General features: G+C 71.8%; 13 protein-coding genes. 6 read left to right on the top strand and 7 right to left on the bottom strand.

Annotated features, from left to right (window positions below):
* Window positions 1-63 precede the first annotated feature (63 nt).
* The 3 genes from ABZX22_RS11895 to ABZX22_RS11885 form a co-directional block, all read right to left on the bottom strand.
* Window positions 64-948, bottom strand: a complete 885-nt coding sequence (locus ABZX22_RS11895; protein ID WP_354907726.1) for an endonuclease/exonuclease/phosphatase family protein — start codon at window positions 946-948, stop codon at window positions 64-66.
* Window positions 949-1,265: 317 nt separating this feature from the next.
* Window positions 1,266-1,943, bottom strand: coding sequence for a GAP family protein (locus ABZX22_RS11890; RefSeq protein WP_354907725.1), 678 nt, complete (start codon window positions 1,941-1,943; stop codon window positions 1,266-1,268).
* A 161-nt stretch (window positions 1,944-2,104) separates the two neighbouring features.
* Window positions 2,105-2,851, bottom strand: coding sequence for a class I SAM-dependent methyltransferase (locus ABZX22_RS11885; protein WP_354907724.1), 747 nt, complete (start codon window positions 2,849-2,851; stop codon window positions 2,105-2,107).
* A 536-nt stretch (window positions 2,852-3,387) separates the two neighbouring features.
* Here ABZX22_RS11885 and ABZX22_RS11880 point away from each other — a divergent pair.
* Window positions 3,388-4,812 carry an FAD-binding oxidoreductase gene (locus ABZX22_RS11880; protein WP_354907722.1) on the top strand — a complete coding sequence of 475 codons (1,425 nt, stop codon included), beginning with the start codon at window positions 3,388-3,390 and terminating at the stop codon, window positions 4,810-4,812.
* An 81-nt stretch (window positions 4,813-4,893) separates the two neighbouring features.
* On the opposite strand, the gene ABZX22_RS11875 is transcribed toward ABZX22_RS11880, so the two are convergent.
* The 3 genes from ABZX22_RS11875 to ABZX22_RS11865 are packed head-to-tail and all read right to left on the bottom strand — an operon-like array spanning window position 4,894 to window position 6,502.
* A complete protein-coding gene (locus ABZX22_RS11875) occupies window positions 4,894-5,853 on the bottom strand; it encodes an NAD(P)-dependent alcohol dehydrogenase (protein WP_354907720.1) in 960 nt (319 codons plus the stop codon).
* 2 nt (window positions 5,854-5,855) lie between these two features.
* Entirely contained in the window at window positions 5,856-6,080 is a 225-nt protein-coding gene (locus tag ABZX22_RS11870; protein WP_354907718.1) for a helix-turn-helix transcriptional regulator, read from the bottom strand.
* Between the two features lie 2 nt (window positions 6,081-6,082).
* Window positions 6,083-6,502 carry a hypothetical protein gene (locus ABZX22_RS11865; protein WP_354907717.1) on the bottom strand — a complete coding sequence of 140 codons (420 nt, stop codon included), beginning with the start codon at window positions 6,500-6,502 and terminating at the stop codon, window positions 6,083-6,085.
* Window positions 6,503-6,655: 153 nt separating this feature from the next.
* On the opposite strand from ABZX22_RS11865, the gene ABZX22_RS11860 reads away from it, so the two are divergent.
* Window positions 6,656-8,014: a glycoside-pentoside-hexuronide (GPH):cation symporter gene (locus ABZX22_RS11860; protein WP_354907716.1), complete on the top strand. Its 1,359-nt coding sequence runs from the start codon at window positions 6,656-6,658 to the stop codon at window positions 8,012-8,014.
* A 47-nt stretch (window positions 8,015-8,061) separates the two neighbouring features.
* Window positions 8,062-9,444, top strand: a complete 1,383-nt coding sequence (locus ABZX22_RS11855; RefSeq protein ID WP_354907714.1) for a carboxylesterase family protein — start codon at window positions 8,062-8,064, stop codon at window positions 9,442-9,444.
* Here the strand turns inward: ABZX22_RS11855 and ABZX22_RS11850 are convergent.
* Window positions 9,422-10,345 carry an alpha/beta hydrolase gene (locus ABZX22_RS11850; RefSeq protein WP_354907713.1) on the bottom strand — a complete coding sequence of 308 codons (924 nt, stop codon included), beginning with the start codon at window positions 10,343-10,345 and terminating at the stop codon, window positions 9,422-9,424. The two genes, ABZX22_RS11855 and ABZX22_RS11850, sit on opposite strands and share 23 nt — an antisense overlap.
* A gap of 46 nt (window positions 10,346-10,391) precedes the next feature.
* Here ABZX22_RS11850 and ABZX22_RS11845 point away from each other — a divergent pair, with 46 nt between their 5' ends.
* The 3 genes from ABZX22_RS11845 to ABZX22_RS11835 are packed head-to-tail and all read left to right on the top strand — an operon-like array spanning window position 10,392 to window position 15,431.
* Window positions 10,392-10,961 carry a helix-turn-helix domain-containing protein gene (locus ABZX22_RS11845; protein WP_354907711.1) on the top strand — a complete coding sequence of 190 codons (570 nt, stop codon included), beginning with the start codon at window positions 10,392-10,394 and terminating at the stop codon, window positions 10,959-10,961.
* Complete coding sequence (locus tag ABZX22_RS11840; protein ID WP_354907709.1) at window positions 10,958-13,282, top strand: glycoside hydrolase family 3 C-terminal domain-containing protein; 2,325 nt, start codon at window positions 10,958-10,960, stop codon at window positions 13,280-13,282. The genes ABZX22_RS11845 and ABZX22_RS11840 overlap by 4 nt, the downstream gene beginning before the upstream one ends.
* Window positions 13,269-15,431 carry a hypothetical protein gene (locus ABZX22_RS11835; RefSeq protein ID WP_354907708.1) on the top strand — a complete coding sequence of 721 codons (2,163 nt, stop codon included), beginning with the start codon at window positions 13,269-13,271 and terminating at the stop codon, window positions 15,429-15,431. Before ABZX22_RS11840 ends, ABZX22_RS11835 begins: the two co-directional genes overlap by 14 nt.

Genomic DNA, 15,431 nt, shown 5'->3' with positions numbered 1-15,431 from the left:
ACCATCTCTGACAAGGGGATGCGGAGAAGATCACGCTAGCACGACCATCTTGGGCCGCTCCTGTCAGAACTCCACTCTGAGATAGAGGGGCCTGTGGTCGGACATGGAGGTGGGCGGAGGGACGTGACACTGACGGGTGCCGCCTTTGGTGACGAACAGGTAGTCGAGCTTCTTGCGTCTCTCGCCGGCGCTGTGTGTCCAGCGCCCGGTACGGCTGCTCCCACGCTGGTCGCACTCGCGGTAGGCCTGGTAGGCGGGCACGATGGCACGCCGACCGGCGGCGCTGCCGTCCGTGCTGTCCGGAGGGGCGACGTTGAGGTCGCCGCCGAAGACGCTGTGGTAGCCGGGCTTGGCGGCGTAGGCCATCAGTTCCTTGATCTGCCTGGTGCGGTACGGCGCGCCGGGCTGCCGGTCATCGTAAGCCGTGCCCACTGACAGGTGCGTGCCGCACGCGTGGACGCGCTTGGCGGGGATGGTGGCGCAGAGCACCGCCCGCTTCACGTACCAAGGCGGTGTGGTCAGCGGAAGGCTCTGGAAGGTCGCCGTGTCGGCGGCGACGGCGACCGTGATGCTCTGGGTGCCTCGCGGGCGGCCGAGCTTGTCGGGGTGGCAGGCGTACGGGGCCCCGGTGTTCGAGGTGAGGGCGAACGAGCGGACGGTCCACTTGCGGCCGGTGCGCTGCCGCAGTCCCAGTTCCAGGGCACTGTCGGCCCCGGTGCAGAATTCCTGCAAGAAGATCACGTCGGGTCTGATGGGCTGGTTCACGGCATATTCGCCGATCGCCTGCGCCAACTGAGGGGCGTCGGCACGGTAGAGGCCGCAGGCAGGGTTCGTGCCTGTGCAGACGTTCCACGTCATCACGGCCACCGCCGTCCGCGTTTCGGCCACGGCGGCAGGCGGCAGCAACGCCAGGACGGCGACTGCCGCCGGTATCGCCCGTGCCTTCATGATCGGCTATTGAACCAAAATCATGATTGTCGCGCCCCACGAACCGGTATCTCCTCATGCGGGCTGTTCCAGGGGTACGTATGCCGGTTATTCGTTCCGGGCGTCGTGGCAGGTGAGGTCTCCTGCGTGCTGGGCAAGATCGGCGGAGTGAGGGCAGACTCTCTCTGACGCCCGGAGTCTTCCACGATTGCTTTCCGCCCGGTGGGCCTCGCTTCTCCTGGAGCCAGCCGGTCTTCAACGAGGTCTCGGTGCTGCGCCGGGGGGTCGGTCGCCGCAGCGGGTAGGGGCCGGTTGGTCGGCTGCGGCGCGGGCGTCGGTCAGGGGGCGAGGATGCGGATGCCGTCCCCAAGCAGCTTCACGCCGAGGACGGCGAACAGGACGGCCATGATGGCGGTGTTGTGCCGGGCGGCCCAGCCCCTCCAGTTGTCGAGCATGCTCTTGGCGCGTTCTCCCATGAGCAGGAAGACCGCCAGGGGCGCAAGGAGTCCCAGGGAGGCGATGATCACGAACACGGCCAGTACCGTGATCTGCTGCCCGGGTGGAATCGCGGCCGCGCTGATGGAGGCGCCTGCGGCGATGGTGAGCGGGGCGTTCTTGAGGTTGGCCGCCGACAGCACGATGCCGAGCCCGAAGACCTTGGCCGGTGAGAAGCGGTCGATCGCGGACATCCATTTGGGGAGCTCCGCCTCCGCGCCCGCGGAAGGTCGCCGGTGCCACTGCCGCCCGCCGAGCACGACGAGCAGCACGCCCAGGGCGAGCTTGAGGTCGCCCACCCAGGCGGCGGGCTTCGACGGGGTCGCGCCGGCGGCCGGCCCGCCGATCGCCAGCATCACCGCGCCGAGCGCGAAGAGCCCGATGACCCATCCCAGGGTGAACAGCAGCCCGTTGAGACGTCCCCTCGGCGTACCCAGGATGATGATGATGGCGATGATCGGGAGTGGGCTGATCGCGACCGCGGCGGCGAGCCCGAGCACATCACCGAGGGCTGTCCCCATGGCGTCCTCCAACGACGATCACAGATGATCTCGCTGACCAGGCGCTCGGGGTCAGGCTCGCACGCTCGGCGCGCGTCGCGCGGACGACCGAGGCGCCCGGGAGCCCTCCCGCACCCATCATCCCACCCGGTCGTGGGATCGTCGTGGCGGCCTTGGCGTGGTCACCCGCGTCCGCCGTCGGGTCGGCCCTCTTCTTCGCGTCGCCGGATCTGTCCAGCGCTGAACGCAGGAGGGGCGAGGCGGTCCTGGCGCTTCCCCTGTGGAGCGGGCGGGCTGCTAGCGTTCCGATGATCGTCCGACCAGGGCGGAACGGGGGTGTAGGCGAGCCCGCCGTGCAGGCGGCCGTCGCGGTAGAACTCCTCGTCCTGGAGTTCGGAGCCCATGGCGCCGGAGGCGAAGCAGGTGATGGCGAGGTGGCCGCCGGGGGCCAGCAGCCTGTCCAGCAGGTTCAGGTAGCTCACCCGGCGGTGCGGCGGCAGGTGGTGCAGGCAGCCGGAGTCGTAGACCAGGTCGTACCGGCCGGGCCGGAGGTCGGCGGTGAAAGCGTCGCCGCAGTGGAAGCGGACGTCGGCGCCGGCCGTCCTGGCGCGCTCCTCCGCCCAGGCCACAGCCGTCGGGGACAGGTCGATGGCGTCGACCTCGAAGCCGAGCGAGGCGAGGTGGATGGCATTGCGGCCGGGGCCGCAGCCCAGGTCCAGCGCGCGTCCGGGGCGGAGCATGCCGCGTTCGAGGTAGGACACGAGGCTCTCGTCCGGCTTGTCGGCGAAGAAGGGGACCGGCTTGGAGCGGTCGGTGTAGAAGTCGTCCCACCAGGTGGACGCCTGCTCCGTCCATCGGTCGGCGTCCGACGCGAACAGCCGGTCGAGCAGGTTCATGACGTCGTCCATGGTGCGGATGCTGCGGTTCACTCGGGCTCCCTCGACGGTGGTGGGCGGCGCTTCTGATCCTATGGAGCGGACGGTGCGTCGGCGCAGGTCGGATGCCGTTCTCTCGTCGTACTGGCAGCCGGGAAGCGCAGCGACGCCGGGGGCGGGGGCAGGACCGCCGGGGCCGTCCCACCACAGGGCCCCCACCAGAAGGCCAGAAAGTCCCCCGCCAAAGACCCCACCAGAAGGCCCCCCGCCAAAAGGCCCCCCAGAAGGCCACGCCAAAAGGCCTCACCAGAAAGGCCCCACCAAAAAGCCTGATCACAAGGCCCACCTCAAACGCCGGGGCAGGGGTGGGCCTTGAGGTGTGGTGGCGGGTGGGTGGATGGGGGCCGGAGGTCTGATGCGGGGGCGTGGTGACGGGTTACTGTGGGAAGTCACGGGGTGAGGTCGGGACATGGCCGCAGATAGGCGGCATGTTCGGAGGGATGAGGCAAGCGCCGCGGACGGGGTCGCCCCGGTGCGGGGAGAGACCGGTCCGCTGGGGGGATCACGCACCGCCCTGAAGGGGGCAGCCCATGTCGATCAAGGTCGAGACGCTCTCGGGCGAAACCGTCACACTGGACGACGACAAACTCGAAGAACTCCGGATGACCTTCCGGGGTTCGCTCATCACGCAGGAGGACGCCGACTACGACGCTGTCAGGGCGGTGCAGAACGGGCTGATCGATCGCCGTCCCGCCCTCGTCATCAGGTGCTCGGGCGCCGCGGACGTCATCGACGCGGTCAATCTCGCGCGCGAGTACGGCCTGCTGGCCGCGGTGCGCAGCGGCGGCCACAGCATCGCGGGGCACTCCGCGCGCGACGGCGCGCTGCTCATCGACCTGTCCGGGATGCGCGGCGTCTGGGTCGATCCCGACGCCCGTCTGGTGCGCGTCCAGGGTGGCGCCACGTGGGGCGACGTCGACAGGGAGGCCCAGGTGTTCAACCTCGCCGTTCCGGGCGGGGTGGTGTCGACGACCGGCGTCGCCGGGCTCACCCTGAGCGGCGGCATCGGGTGGCTGCACCGCAAGTACGGCCTGTCCTGCGACAACCTGCGCGCTGTCGAGATCGTCACGGCCGACGGACGGCTGCGGCGGGCCAGCGAGCTGGAGAACGATGACCTGTTCTGGGCGCTCCGGGGCGGCGGCGGCAACTTCGGCGTGGTCACCGCCTTCGAGTTCGCCGCCCAGCCCGTCGGCCCGATCGTGATGTGCGCGGTCCCGGTCTACGCCGACCACCAGGACGAGGTGTTCCGCGCCTGGAGCGACTGGGCCGGGACGGTGCCCGACGAGGTCACCACCAGGGCCATCTTCTGGACGATCCCGACGGATCCGCACATGCCGCCGGAGATCCACGGCAGGGACGTGCTCATCACCGGCGCCCTGTACGCGGGGCCGCCCGACGAGGGGGAGAAGGTGCTGCGGCCGCTACGGCAGCTCGGCACCCCGCTCGCCGATCTGAGCGCCCCGATGCCGTACCGCATGTTCCAGGCGGCCTTCGACTTCTTCTTCGTCAAGGGCCAGCTGTCCAGCTACTGGAAGTCGCTGATGCTCAGCGGGCCTCCCAGCCAGGCGGCGGACGTGATCGTACGGCACGGGCTCGCGCGGACCTCGCCGGAGTCCATGGTGCACGTGCCGCTGCTCGGCGGAGCGGTCAACCACGTGAATCCGCACGCGACGGCGTACGCCGCGCGCGACGCGAGCAGCATGCTGAGCGTGGACGCCAACTGGCGCGACCAGGACGCGGACGCTCACATCGCCTGGGTACGGCAGGTCATCGCCGATGCCGAGAAGTTCTCGACCGGCCGGCCGTACCTCAGCTTCGACAGCGCCGCGCCGGAAGAGACGCCGGAGGTGGTCCAGTCGGCCTTCGGCGACAACCTGGAGCGGCTGCGGGACGTCAAGCGGCGCTACGATCCGGACAACCTGTTCCGTCTCAACGCCAACGTCGTGCCCGTCTAGGGCTGCGCTGAACAAGGAGTGATCGGGGCGGGAAGGGCGCCGGCAAGGCCGGGTGGAAGGAATGTGACCGCCGATCCGGGGTCAAACGGTGATGACGACCTTGCCCGCCGCGCGTCCTTCGCGCAGGTAGCCGATCGCTTCGGCGGCCTGCGCGAGCGGGTAGGTGCGGTCGATCGCCGGGGTGAGCCGTCCCGCCTCGGCCAGCTCTGTCAGGGCCGGCAGGTCCGCCTGGCGGATGGTGGTGAACAGGGGGTGCAGCTTCTGGCCGACGAACCGGTCGAGGAGCAGCATCCGCAGCTGGCGGTCGGTGCCGGTCAGCCATCGTCCGCCGTTCTCGCCGCCGACGACGACCAGCGTCCCCCTGGGGGTGAGGCAGCGGCGCAGGAGTGACAGCCGGCGGTTGCCTCCCGTGTCGACGATGAGGTCGTAGCGGTGGCCTGCGGCGGCGAAGTCGTCACGGGTGTGGTCGATGACCTCGTCCGCGCCGATCGACCGGACCAGCGCGGTCTTCGCGGTGCTGCACACGCCGGTGACGTGCGCGTCCGACACCTTGGCCAGCTGGACGGCGAACGTGCCCACGCCGCCGCCCGCGCCGATGACCAGGACCCGCTGCCCCGCCCGTACGGTGGCCAGGGCCTGGAAGGCGGTGCAGGCGGAGGTGGGGATCGCGGCCGCCTGCTCGAAGGTGAGGGCGGCGGGTTTGGCCACAAGCCGGTTCTGGTGGGTGCCGGCGTACTCGGCGAAGGCGCCCTCGCAGGTGCCGTACACCTCGTCGCCCGGCTGGAAGCGGGTCACGTCGCGGCCGACGGCGGCGACCCGGCCGGCCACGTCCTGCCCGGGGACGCGGACCCGCGGCCTGCGCACGCCCATGGCGAGGCGGGCCAGGTACGGCACGCCGGTGACGTGATGCCAGACGCCCTGGTCGAGGCCCGCCGCGACGACCTGGACGAGCACGTCGTCGTCGCCGACGGCCGGTTGGTCGATGTCGGCGAGGCGGAGCCGGTCGGGCGGGCCGTAGGTGTCGCGGACGATCGCTTTCATGGTCATCCTTCGGTGTCGGGGTACTGGAAGACCTCGTCGAGGGGGGCGCCGAACACCCGGGCGATCCGGAAGGCCATCTCCAGCGACGGTGAGTACCGGCCCTGCTCGATGGCGATGACGGTCTGGCGGGTCACGCCGATGCGGTCGGCCAGCTCCGCCTGGGTCATCTCGCCGTGGGCGAAGCGGAGGGACCGGATCACGTTCGTGACCTTGGTGGGCTTGCCCATGGTCAGAATCCCCGGCGGTAGGCGACGATCCTGGCGATCGACGAGGCGACGGCCGAGAGGGCGAAGGCCAGGTAGAGGGCGTTGGCGATCCAGAAGTGCTCGATCCTCGCCAGCGCCAGGCCGAAGGCGGTCACGCCGCCGAGGACCAGGACGAGGTACTCGACGCGCTGGCCGTGGAGGTGGATGTCGACGTCGCGCTCGTCCCGCTTGCCGGCCTCTCCGGGGGAGGCGATCGCGGTCACGACGCTGCCGGCGATGTTCATGACGACGGCCACGGTGATGGCGGTGAGCAGCGGCCAGACGTAGGCGATGTGGGTGACGTCCGTGGTCGGGAGCTGCCGGAGGATGACGGCGAAGTAGACGATGGGCACGCCGGTCGCGATCGCGGCGTAGATCCAGACGCGTTTCTCCTCGATGGACACGTATACCCCTCATGTAAAAGAAAGTAGACATCGAGGAATGTAAAACAACGCGGACGTGAGGTCAAGAATTCTTGACATCCCGCCGACTGTTGACGGTGCGCGGCGGTCGACTCTAGCCTGAGTCATCTACCTATCAGTTGGTAGGTTTTGGATGTGAGGAGCGAGATGGACGACAAGCCCGGCGTGGGGGAGAAGCTCGCCTTCTTCTCAGGAGTGCTCGGCGGCGTGCTCATGGGCGCCGGCTCCGGCTTCCTGCTGCTGTACCTCACCGACGTCGTGGGCATGGGCGCGGCGGCCGTCGGCACGCTGATGCTGGTCGCCAGGATCGCCGACGGCGCCAGTGACCCGCTCATGGGCTACCTCGTCGACCACCTCCCGCCCACCCGGTGGGGCAGGTTCCGCCCGTACGTCCTCCTGGGCGCCGTGCTGTGCGTCTTCTGCGTCGTCGCGCTGTTCGTCGTGCCCGCGATGCTGCCGAACGCGCTCGTCGCGGTCTGGATCACCTACCTGCTGTGGGGCCTGCTGCTGGACCTCTTCCAGATCCCGATGACCTCGCTGGTGCCCGCGATCAGCGGCGACCCCCGCACCCGCGGCCAGCTGGCCGCGATCGTCGGCGTCACCGGGCTGTTCGCGGCGGCGCTGGCCACGGGGCTGACCCTGCCGGTGGTGAACGCCCTGGGCGGCGGGACCACCGGCTGGCTCACCTACGTCATCGGCTCGGCGGTCGCCGGGCTCTGCCTCGTGACCGTCATGGTGGCGCGGGTGCGCGAGCGGGTGGTGCCGCTCTCGCCGGAGCGGTACCGGCTGTCGGACGTGCGCAAGGTGTTCTTCTCCGGCAGGGCGGTGCCGATCCTGCTGCTGTCGAAGGTGTCGGTGCAGGCGGCCAGCGGGGCGCTGACGGCGGCGATGCCGTACTTCTTCCTGTACTACATCGGCGACCAGAAGTACCTGTCGGCCGCGGCGTTCGTGATGGCGATCCCGATGGTCGGCGGCGCCGTGGTGGTGCCGGCGCTGGCGCGGCGGGCAGGAGCGAAGCCGCTGTACGTGGCGAGCCTCGGGGTGTCGGTCACCGGGCTGGCGCTGCTGATGGTCGTGCCGACGGATCCGCTGCCCGTGCTGGCCTGCTTCGCCCTGACGGGGATCGGGTTCGGCGGCGCGGTGGCGCTCAGCCTGGTGCTGCTGGCCGAGCTCACCGACTACACCGAGTGGAAGCACGGGTTCAGGACGGAGGCGTCGCTGGCGGCGATGACGTCCTTCGCGGCCAAGGCGGGCGGCGGGATCGGCGGCGGCCTGCTGGCCTACACGCTCGCGCTGACCGGCTACCGCAGCGGCGGCGTGGCGCAGAGCGCGGAGACGCTGAACGGGATCCTCCTGGCGCAGAGCCTCGTGCCCGCGGGGATCGGCCTGGTGGGCGCGCTGGCGTTCACGGCCTACCCGATCAGCAGGGCCGTGGCGCGGGAGGCGGCCGAGCGGCTGGCCGAACGGCGCACGGCCGTGGTGGAGCCGGCGTGACCGGCGCGGCGACGGCACGGGGCCGGCGGCCGGACAGGGGAGGACATGTGATCGTCAAGACCGGGCAGGGTGCGGTGCGGGGACACGTCGAAGGGGGGATCGCCGCGTTCCTGGGGGTGCCCTATGCCGCCGCGCCGTACGGGGAGGACCGGTTCAGGGCGCCGCGGCCGCACGACCGCTGGGACGGCGTGCGCGACGCGACCCGCATGGGCCCGACGCCGCCGCAGCTGCCGTACACGGGAGGGCTGGAGAAGGTCCTGCCCAGCGTGATCATCGACGGCGACGAGATCCTCAACGTGAACATCTGGGCGCCCGCGGAGGGCGCCGGCCACCCCGTCATGGTCTGGCTGCCGGGCGGCGCGCTCACCAGGGGGAGCAACGCGCTCGGCACCTACGACGGGCGCGCCTTCGCCCGTGACGGCGTGGTGCTGGTGTCGGTCAACTACCGGCTGGGCGCCGAGGGCTTCTCGGTGCTCGACGGCGCGCCCCCGCACCTGGGGCTCGCCGACCAGGTGGCGGCGCTGCGCTGGGTGCGGGACAACATCGCGGCCTTCGGCGGCGATCCCGGCAGGGTCACGGTCGCGGGCCAGTCGGCGGGCGGCGGGTCGGTGGCCGCGCTCCTCGCCCATCCGTCGGCGAAGGAGCTGATGGCCGGGGCGGTCATCCAGAGCGGTCCGGTCGGGCCGGGCCCCGCGGGGTCCTCACGGCGGATCACCGACCTGATGGCCAAGGACCTCGGCATCCCCGCCACGCGGGAGGCGTTCGCCGCCGTGTCTCCGGCGGACCTGCTGGCCAGCCAGGCGCGGACGCAGCGCAAGAGTGCGGGCTTCGGGCCCGTGCCGGGGAACGAGCCGGTGGTGTCCGATCCGGGCGCCGCGCTGCTCGACGGCGCTGGGGCGGACATCCCGCTCCTGATGGGGTACACGGCCGAGGAGTACCGGCTGTGGTACGCGCCCACCGGGATGCTCGACAAGGTCACCTGGCTGCACCTGCTGGCCGCGCGGTTGAAGTTCAGGGTGCCGCGGAGGGAGCTCGCCGCGCTCCGGCGGGCCCACCCCGGGGCGAGCAGCGGCGAGATCCTCGGCGACCTGACCACGGAGCTGCTGCTGCGCCGGCCGATGCACGCGCTGGCCGAGGCCCGCGGGGCACGCACGTGGATGTACGAGTTCGGGTGGCGCTCGCCGGTCCACGGCCTCGGCGCGGCGCACGCGGTGGAGCTCAACTACGTCTTCGACACGCTCGGGACCCCGGAGGCCGAGGCGATCTGCGGGCCGGGCGGTCCGCAGGAGCTCGCCGACCGGATGCACGCCGCCTGGGTGCGCTTCGTCACGTACGGCGCGCCCGGCTGGCCGGCGTGGGAGGAGGGCCGCCCGGTGATGGTGTTCGACTCGCCGGGCGGCGGCGTGGTCAGGCTGCCAGGCTCGCCCTGATGGCCTCGAGCAGGGTCGTCCGCCACTCGCGGGCGACGGGCAGGAGCGCGGTGAGCCCGTGCGAGCCGTGCACCTGCCCCTCGAACTCCCTGTAGGTCACCGGCACCCCGGCGGCCGCCAGCCGTTCGGCGTAGCGGCTGCCGTCGTCGGCGAGCGGGTCGTACTGGGCCGTCAGGATGACGGCGGGGGGAAGGCCGGTCAGGTCGTCGGCGTGCAGCGGGGAGACCAGCGGATCGGTGGGGTCGTGGTCGCCGAGGTAGTTCTCGACGCACCAGCGGATCTCCTTGCTGGTCAGCACGTATCCCTCGGCGTACGTGTCGACCGAGGGGGACGACAGCGTCAGGTCGAGCGCGGGGATCTCCATGATCTGCAGGTTCAGCGCGGGTCCGCCGCGCGCCTTGGCCAGCAGCGCCATGGCGGCGGCGAGGTTGCCGCCCGCGCTCTCGCCCGCGACGCCGAGCCAGCCGGGGCCGAAGTCCTGCGCGGCCGCCCACTCCAGCGCGTGGTAGCAGTCGTCGACGTGGGCCGGAAAGCGGTGCTCGGGCGCCAGCCGGTAGTCGACGCTGACCACGGTGACGCCGGTCCCCGCGGCGATGGTCCTGCACCGCGTGTCGGTGTCGTCGGGGTGTCCCGACCACCAGCCGCCGCCGTGGTAGAAGACCAGCGTGCCCGTGCTGTTCCCGCCCGCGCGGTAGACCCGCGCGCCGATGCCGTCGGGCGGGACGGTCACGTCGTAGACCTCCGCCACGCTGGGCGCGGGCTCGACGTAACGCGTGTACGGGCGTTCCTCGGCGGATCGCGCGCGCTGTGCCCGGCGGCGTTCGGCGACGTCGTCGTGCTCCGGCGTGGGCAGGGACGAGTAGAGCTCGAGCAGGGGAACGAGGAGGGGATCGAGTGCCATGACAAAAACCTACCAACTGATAGGTGGTTTTGTTAGCCTTGACTTCATGGCCGCACGCAAGCTCTCCACCGTGGGCGCCGCCCGCCGGGAGCAGATCCTCGACGCCGCCCGCGATCTGTTCAGCATCAAGGGCTACCGGGGCGCATCCCTGCGCGACGTGGCCGCCCAGGTGGGCCTCACGCCGGCGGGCGTCCTGCACTACTTCCCTTCCAAGGAGGCTCTCCTGGCCGCCGTACTGCAGCAGCGAGACGACACCGACATCCCCTGGTTCGAGACGACATGGGCGCAGGCGGGCAGCTTCCGCGAGGCGACCCGCGAGCTGATGGCCCGCAACATGGCCGCGGCAGGCGTCATGCGGCTGTTCGTGACCCTGTCCGCCGAGGCCGTCGATCCACGACACCCCGCCCACGAGTTCTTCCGGCATCGCTACCGCACCAGCCGGGAGCTGTTCTCCAGCACCCTCGACAAGGCCAAGAGCAGGGGCGAGGTGAGCGACACGGCCATGGGGCCCGTGCTCATCGCCGTGCTCGACGGCCTCCAGACCCAGTGGCTGCTCGAACCCGACTTCGACCTGCTCGCCTCCCTCGACGACTACCTGGACACGATCGCCCCGTGAACGACCTGACCATCGCCGAAAAGGCGTCGCTGACCTCCGGCGCCTCCCTCTGGACCACCAAGCCCGTCGACCGCGCCGCAATCCCCTCGATCACGTTGAGCGACGGCCCGCACGGGGTGCGCCGCCAGATCGTCGGCGGAGACCATCTCGGCATCGGGCACAGCATCCCCGCCACCTGCATGCCGCCCGCCGTCGCCCTCGGCTCGTCATGGGACGCCGACCTGCTGCGCAGGGTCGGCGCCGCCCTGGGCACCGAGGCTCGCTCGCTGGGCGTGCAGGTGCTGCTCGGCCCCGGCATCAACATCAAGCGCTCGCCGCTGTGCGGGCGCAACTTCGAGTACCTGTCGGAGGACCCGCTGGTCAGCGGCGTGCTCGGCGCGGCGCTCGTGGAGGGCCTGCAGTCGCGCGGCGTCGGCGCGGCGCTCAAGCACTTCGCCGCCAACAACCAGGAGACCAACCGGCTGCGCGTGAGCGCCGAGGTCGACGAGCGCACCCTGCGCGAGATCTACCTCGCCGGGTTCGAGCACGTGATCAAGCAGGCCCGCCCGTGGACCGTGATGTGCGCCTACAACAAGGTCAACGGCGAGTACGCCTCGCAGAACCGCTGGCTGCTCACCCAGGTCCTGCGTGAGGAATGGGGCTTCGACGGCCTGGTCATGTCCGACTGGGGCGCGGTCGACGACCGGGTGGCGGGGGTGCGGGCAGGGCTCGACCTGGAGATGCCCACCTCGGGCGGCGTCACCGACGCGCAGATCGTCGAGGCCGTCCGCGACGGGCGGCTCGACCCCGAGCTGCTGGATCTCGCGGCCCAGCGGGTGCTCGCGCTGGTCGCGCGGGCGCAGGCCGCCCAGCCTGAGGCGGTACGGGCCGCCCGCGCCGGCGCCGCCCCTGGCGTCTTCCCGCACGCCGGCACGCCGGACTTCACCCGCGCCTACGAGGCGGCCCAGGCCGGCGGCGCGGTCGCGATCGCCGTGGCGGGCGCCGAGGAGCACCACCGGCTGGCCCGCGAGGTCGCCGGGCAGTGCGCGGTGCTGCTGAAGAACGACGGCGTGCTCCCGCTCGCCCCCACCGCCTCCGTCGCCGTCGTGGGCGAGCTCGCCCGCACCCCCCGCTACCAGGGCGCGGGAAGCTCGCAGATCATTCCGACCAGGCTCGACGACGCGCTGAGCGAGATGCGCGCCGCCGCCGGCGCCGATCTGCCCTTCGCGCCCGGCTACCGGCTCGACTCGAGCGAGCCCGACGACGAGCTGGTCGCCCAGGCCCGCGCCGTCGCGGCGGCGGCCGACGTCACCGTGGTCTTCCTCGGCCTGCCCGAGGGCGCGGAGTCGGAGGGCTACGACCGCACCCACCTCGACCTGCCCGCCGGCCAGCGCACGCTGCTCGACGCGGTGACCGCGACGGCCGCCAGGACCGTGGTGGTGCTGTCCAACGGCGGCGTGGTGACGGTGTCGGAGTGGGACGCGAAGGTCGCCGCGATCCTGGAGGGCTGGCTGCTCGGGCAAGCCGGCGGCGGCGCCGTCGCCGACATCCTGTTCGGCGTGGTCAACCCGTCAGGACGGCTGGCCGAGACGATCCCGCTGCGCCTGGAGGACACCCCCAGCTACCTCAACTTCCCCGGCGACCCCGACGAGGTGCGCTACGGCGAAGGCGTCTTCGTCGGCTACCGGTACCACGACGCCGTCGACGGCGAGGTCAGCTACCCCTTCGGCCACGGCCTGTCCTACACGAGCTTCGCCTACTCCGACCTGACCGTGTCGGTGACGGGAGCCGACGAGGAGATCGCGGTCGAGGTGGCGGCACGCGTCACCAACACCGGCGGCAGGCACGGGCGCGAGGTGGTCCAGCTGTACGTGTCGGCGCCGAGCGCAACGGTCAGGCGTCCGGTCAGGGAGCTGCGCGGCTTCACGAAGCTCGCGCTGGAGCCCGGCGAGAGCGCCGAGGTCCGCTTCACGCTCGGCTACCGCGACTTCGCCTTCTTCGACGTGGCCGGCGGCCGGTGGCAGGCGGAGTCCGGCACGGCGCGCGTCCACGTGGGCGCCTCCTCCCGTGACCTGCGCCTGTCCGCCGATGTCGGCCTCGACGTGCCCGGCAGGCGTCCCGTGCTCACGCCGGACTCGCCGCTCGGCGACTGGTTCGCCGACGCGGCCGGCCGTACGGCGCTGCTCGACGTGGTGCGGGAGCCCTCCCGCTTCCTGACCGACGACTACGTCAAGACGATCGGCTCGATCCCGCTGAGCCGCCTGGCCAGGTTCCCCGGCTCGAAGATCGACCCCGAGAGTCTCGAGGAGCTGGCGGCGAGGATGCGCGATGATCGACCGTGAGCGGCTGGTGCGCGGCCACAACGTGGTGGTGACCACATGGCATCCTTCGTCCACGCTCAGCGTCGGCAACGGTGACTTCGCCGTCAACGTGGACGTCACGGGGCTGCAGACCTTCCCGCGCGAGCACGAGCTGCTGCCCAGGCCGGTCGTGGTGACCGACGAGCACGGAGTCAGGCGGCTGCCGCCGCGGGAGTTCGACCTCGACGACTTCCCCGTGCCGCTGCGCGTCCAGTCGACGTGGGGCTGGTACGCCACGGCGCCCGGCCGGCCGTACACGCTGGACGAGGCCGCCACCGGCTACCGGACCAGGCGTGGCGAGGTGCGCTACCCCGACGGTCTGGGCCCGGCGCCGGAGGCGGCGGCGTGGCTGTACGCCAACCCGCGCCGGCTCGACCTCGGCAGGCTGGGGCTCGACTTCGCCGGCCGGCAGGTGGGCCTCGGCGACCTGACGGCCACGCGCGTGGAGCTCGACCTGTGGACCGGGTGCGTGCACGCGCGCTTCACAGTGTTCGGCCGTCCCGTCGAGGTGTGGACGGTCGTCCACCCGGACCGCGACCTGGTGGCCACCCGGGTGCGGTCCCCGCTGCTGGCGGACGGACGGTTGCGGCTCAGGCTGTCCTTCCCCGATCAGGCCGACCCGCTGCTGGAGGGCGAGAAGCTGCTCCAGGAGACCGTGTACGGCGAGGCGTGGGCCGAGCGGCGGGTCGGCGACGCCCGGTACGTCGTGGAGGTGGCGACGGACGGCGTGCTCGGCCCTGAGCTGCTGATCGGGACCACGGCGGACGAGCTCACCGCCACCGCCGCCTTCGCCGCAACCCGCGCCGGAACCCGCGCCGGCGACCTGCCCGCCTCCGAGCCGACCACCGGAACCCGCGCCGGCGACCTGCCCGCCTCCGAGCCGGCCACCGGAACCCGCGCCGGCGACCTGCCCGCCTTCGAGGAGGTGCGGCAGGTGGCCGCCGCGCACTGGCGCGACTTCTGGACCCGCGGCGCCGCCATCAGCTTCGAGGGCAGCTCCGACCCCCGCGCCCGCGAGCTGGAGCGCAGGGTCGTCCTGTCGCGCTACCTCACCGCCGTCCACTGCGCGGGCACCATGCCGCCCCAGGAGTCCGGGCTGGTCCACAACTCGTGGGGCGGCAAGTTCCACCTGGAGATGCACTGGTGGCACGCCGCCCACTTCGCCGTGTGGGGGCGGCCCGACCTGCTCGAACGGAGCCTCGGCTGGTACCGGGACATCCTCGGCGCGGCCGGGGAGACCGCCCGGCGGCAGGGCTACGCGGGAGCCAGGTGGCCCAAGCAGGTCGGCCCCGACGGGCGCGAGTCGCCGAGCGACATCGGCGCGTTCATCATCTGGCAGCAGCCGCACCCGATCTACTACGCCGAGCTGCTCCGGCTGAACGGCGGCGGCGACGCCGTGCTGGAACGCTACCGGGAGATCGTCCTCGAGACCGCCGCGTTCATGGCCGACTTCGCCGAGGAGGACGGCGGCACCTACCATCTCGGCCCTCCGGTCGTGCCCGCCCAGGAGACCTACTACCCGGACCGGGCCCGCACGGCCGACCCGACGTTCGAGCTGGCCTACTGGGCGTGGGCGCTCGGGGTCGCGCAGGACTGGCGGGAACGGCTGGGCATGGGCAGGTGCGCCGCCTGGGACGCCGTCATCGACGGCCTGGCCAGGCCGCCGGTCCGTGACGGGGTCTACGCGGCGGTGGCGGTCGAGCCGTACACGGTCACCGACGACCACCCCTCGATGCTGATGGCGCTCGGGTTCGTGCCGGAGACCCCGATGATCGATCGGGACACGATGGCCGCGACCTACGACGACGTGCTGGCCCGCTGGGACTTCTCCAGCACCTGGGGATGGGACTACCCGGTGCTCGCCATGTGCGCCACCAAGCTGGGCCGGCCCGAGGCGGCGGTCGACGCGCTGCTCATGGACACACCCAAGAACCGCACACTGGCCGGCGGGCACGTGCCGCAGTTCCGCGGCGGGCTGAGCGTCTACCTGCCCGCCAACGGCGGCCTGCTCGCGGCGGTGGCGATGATGGCGAAGGAGGGCGGCTTCCCGCGCGACGGCACCTGGAGGGTCAGGCAGGAGGGGTTCGGCGCCTTCCCGACCGGCACGGTGAGCTGTGCACCCGCACAGTAG

This window comes from Nonomuraea sp. NPDC003804 (assembly GCF_040610675.1).
Classification (GTDB): Bacteria; Actinomycetota; Actinomycetes; order Streptosporangiales; family Streptosporangiaceae; genus Nonomuraea.
Note: the sequence above shows the minus strand (reverse complement) of the source record. Positions and strands in the feature narration are given on the sequence as shown.

What these genes read in the sequence shown, in the direction of transcription:
- ABZX22_RS11875 (WP_354907720.1), bottom strand. Translation starts at nt 5,853, where the DNA reads ATGAAAGCGATCGTCCGCGACACCTACGGCCCGCCCGACCGGCTCCGC.
- ABZX22_RS11845 (WP_354907711.1), top strand. Translation starts at nt 10,392, where the DNA reads ATGGCCGCACGCAAGCTCTCCACCGTGGGCGCCGCCCGCCGGGAGCAG.
- ABZX22_RS11850 (WP_354907713.1), bottom strand. Translation starts at nt 10,345, where the DNA reads ATGGCACTCGATCCCCTCCTCGTTCCCCTGCTCGAGCTCTACTCGTCC.
- ABZX22_RS11895 (WP_354907726.1), bottom strand. Translation starts at nt 948, where the DNA reads ATGAAGGCACGGGCGATACCGGCGGCAGTCGCCGTCCTGGCGTTGCTG.
- ABZX22_RS11870 (WP_354907718.1), bottom strand. Translation starts at nt 6,080, where the DNA reads ATGGGCAAGCCCACCAAGGTCACGAACGTGATCCGGTCCCTCCGCTTC.
- ABZX22_RS11835 (WP_354907708.1), top strand. Translation starts at nt 13,269, where the DNA reads ATGATCGACCGTGAGCGGCTGGTGCGCGGCCACAACGTGGTGGTGACC.
- ABZX22_RS11880 (WP_354907722.1), top strand. Translation starts at nt 3,388, where the DNA reads ATGTCGATCAAGGTCGAGACGCTCTCGGGCGAAACCGTCACACTGGAC.
- ABZX22_RS11890 (WP_354907725.1), bottom strand. Translation starts at nt 1,943, where the DNA reads ATGGGGACAGCCCTCGGTGATGTGCTCGGGCTCGCCGCCGCGGTCGCG.